This is a genomic window from Pseudomonas antarctica (genome assembly GCF_900624995.1).
GTDB classification, from domain to species: domain Bacteria; phylum Pseudomonadota; class Gammaproteobacteria; order Pseudomonadales; family Pseudomonadaceae; genus Aquipseudomonas; species Aquipseudomonas antarctica.
The window spans coordinates 1-2,920 of the sequence record NZ_UYXQ01000226.1 but is presented as its reverse complement, the minus strand read 5'-3'; the positions used below and the strand labels follow the sequence as shown (position 1 = coordinate 2,920).

The following is a 2,920-nucleotide window of genomic DNA, read 5'->3' as shown; positions in this document are numbered from 1 at the left end:
CCGAAGAAAGCCAGGGAACACCAGACCGGAACGCAAGTGGGGGAACGGCCCAGCCGCCAGTCGCGCCAGCGCCGTCAGGGCCAGGATGCCGCCCTCGCCCTGGTTGTCTGCGCGCAAGATAAACAGCACGTACTTGATCGACACCACCCACACCAGCGACCAGAAAATCAGCGCCAGAATGCCGAAAACGCCGTCATGGTTAACCTGAACCCCATAACCGCCGGTAAACACTTCTTTAAGGGTATAGAGCGGGCTGGTGCCGATATCGCCGTAAACCACCCCGACCGCCGCCACCAGCATGCCAATCGGCTTTGCATTGGAATGCTCGGCACCTGCTGCCTGACTATTTGCCTGACCCATCAACCACTCCTGCCCTTTGACCTAAGGTCTTCTATAAACAACGCGTCTAAGCTGACCGTAGCATGCGCTGTTTTACTTCTCGTAACAGACGTTTTGTTGACCCAAGGGTTTTACCCGTGTGTAACGGCGCGAAGCATAGCGCAGCACTCGTCGCATTTCCCTGCATAAAGCTGGTCAAGTGCGTTGCCCGTCGCTAGAATTGCGCACTTTTTGATCAGAGGCACACCAAGTGCCCATCCGCTGCCCTGCCCTTCTAGCCGGCGGCGTCATTCAATACCGAGGTTAGACATGTCCACCACCATCGCAAAAGCCAACCCCAAGGTCGGCTTTGTATCCCTGGGTTGCCCGAAGGCTCTGGTCGACTCCGAGCGCATCCTCACGCAACTGCGTATGGAAGGCTATGACGTCGTGTCCACTTACCAGGACGCCGACGTGGTGGTGGTCAACACCTGTGGCTTCATCGACTCGGCCAAGGCTGAGTCGCTGGAAGTGATCGGCGAAGCCATCAAGGAAAACGGCAAGGTCATCGTCACCGGCTGCATGGGCGTGGAAGAAGGCGCTATCCGCAACGTGCACCCAAGTGTGCTGGCCGTGACCGGCCCGCAGCAGTACGAGCAGGTGGTCAACGCCGTGCACGACGTAGTGCCGCCGCGTCAGGACCACAACCCGCTGATTGACCTGGTGCCGCCCCAAGGCATCAAGCTGACACCGCGCCACTACGCGTACCTGAAGATTTCCGAAGGCTGCAACCACAGTTGCAGCTTCTGCATCATCCCGTCGATGCGCGGCAAGCTGGTCAGCCGCCCGGTCGGCGATGTGCTGGACGAGGCTCAGCGCCTGGTCAAATCCGGCGTGAAAGAGCTGCTGGTAATCTCCCAGGACACCAGCGCCTATGGCGTCGACGTGAAGTACCGCACCGGTTTCTGGAATGGCGCGCCGGTGAAAACCCGCATGACCGAACTCTGCGAAGCCTTGAGCAGCCTGGGCGTGTGGGTGCGCCTGCACTACGTCTACCCCTACCCGCACGTGGACGAGCTGATCCCGTTGATGGCCGCCGGCAAGATCCTGCCGTACCTGGACATCCCGTTCCAGCACGCCAGCCCGAAAATCCTCAAGGCGATGAAACGCCCAGCCTTCGAAGACAAGACCCTGGCGCGCATCAAGAACTGGCGCCAGATCTGCCCGGAACTGATTATCCGCTCGACCTTCATCGTCGGTTTCCCCGGCGAAACCGAAGAAGACTTCCAGTACCTGCTGGACTGGCTGACCGAAGCGCAGCTGGACCGCGTCGGCTGTTTCCAGTACTCGCCGGTAGAAGGCGCTCCGGCCAACCTGCTGGACGCTGCCATCGTTGCGGACGACGTCAAGCAAGACCGTTGGGAGCGCTTCATGGCGCACCAACAGGCGATCAGCTCGGCGCGCCTGCAACTGCGCATCGGCAAGGAAATCGAAGTACTGATCGACGAAGTCGACGAGCAAGGCGCGGTTGGCCGTTGCTTCTTCGATGCGCCGGAAATCGACGGCAACGTGTTTATCGACGATGCCAGCGGTTTGAAGCCGGGCGACAAAGTCTGGTGCACGGTGACTGACGCCGACGAATACGACCTGTGGGCACAAAAGCGCGACTGATCGTCACAGGCGTGTAAAAAAATAAAAAAGCCCCGCCTCTGGACAAGATGCGGGGCTTTTTTAGGTCTATCGTTTGCCCATTGGCGAAGATCTAGGCAAGGGGCAGCGGGCATGCGTCAGCGTTCAGTTATCCACACACCTAAAGTCAGCGACTACGCGCAATTGGCGCAGATCTGGGAGGACTCGGTGCGAGCCACCCACGATTTCTTGCCGGACAGCTACATCGTCCTGCTTAAGGATCTGGTACTGAGACGTTACTTGGACTCGGTGATGCTGATCTGCACCAAAGACGCTCGCCAACGTATTACCGGGTTTGCCGGGGTGGCAGCGAGCAAGATCGAAATGCTGTTTATCGACCCGCAGTACCGTGGCCAGGGCCTGGGCCAACAGCTGCTGCGCTATGCGATCGAGCACTTGAATGCCGATGAGCTGGACGTCAACGAACAGAACCCCCAGGCCCTGGGCTTTTACTTCAAACAGGGTTTCGAAGTGATCGGACGTGCGGAACATGATGGTCTGGGCCAGCCGTACCCCTTGCTGCACATGCGTTTGCGTCAGCAGCAACACCTACGCAGTGGCTGACCCCACACATTTTGAAGCCTGTATTGACCAATAAAGCACCGCGCTGAAATGGGGCCGGGATTAACCGCGCCCACACAGGTACAATAGCCGCCCCCTTTTGCTACGGCCCTTGTCATGACTGACCCCATACGCCTTTCCAAACGCCTTATCGAACTGGTCGGTTGCTCCCGTCGGGAGGCCGAGTTGTTTATTGAAGGCGGCTGGGTCTCGGTGGACGGCGAAGTGATCGACGAGCCGCAGTTCAAGATCACCACCCAGAAGGTCGAGCTGGACCCAGAGGCGAACGACACGACGCCGGGGCCGGTCAACATTCTGCTGCCGGCGCCGGCGGCTGGGGATGGCGACAGCG

At 59.3% G+C, this 2,920-nt stretch carries 4 protein-coding genes; 3 read left to right on the top strand and 1 reads right to left on the bottom strand.

Features of this window, described 5'->3' with window-relative positions; all coding sequences use genetic code 11:
- A partial coding sequence (locus E0F99_RS29525; protein WP_207303112.1) for a KUP/HAK/KT family potassium transporter occupies positions 1–360 on the bottom strand: 360 nt, incomplete at its 3' end.
- Between the two features lie 288 nt (positions 361–648).
- Here E0F99_RS29525 and rimO point away from each other — a divergent pair.
- The 3 genes from rimO to E0F99_RS29505 form a co-directional block, all read left to right on the top strand.
- Positions 649–1,989, top strand: coding sequence for a 30S ribosomal protein S12 methylthiotransferase RimO (rimO, locus tag E0F99_RS29515; protein WP_083359862.1), 1,341 nt, complete (start codon positions 649–651; stop codon positions 1,987–1,989).
- 111 nt (positions 1,990–2,100) lie between these two features.
- On the top strand, positions 2,101–2,571 hold the full coding sequence (locus E0F99_RS29510; protein WP_083359863.1) for a GNAT family N-acetyltransferase: 471 nt from the start codon (positions 2,101–2,103) through the stop codon (positions 2,569–2,571).
- 114 nt (positions 2,572–2,685) lie between these two features.
- Positions 2,686–2,920, top strand: a 235-nt coding sequence (locus tag E0F99_RS29505) for a S4 domain-containing protein (protein WP_278045767.1), incomplete at its 3' end; no start/stop codon positions are given.

Coding starts and splice junctions, on each gene's coding strand:
- rimO (WP_083359862.1), top strand. CDS start 649: ATGTCCACCACCATCGCAAAAGCCAACCCCAAGGTCGGCTTTGTATCC.
- E0F99_RS29510 (WP_083359863.1), top strand. CDS start 2,101: ATGCGTCAGCGTTCAGTTATCCACACACCTAAAGTCAGCGACTACGCG.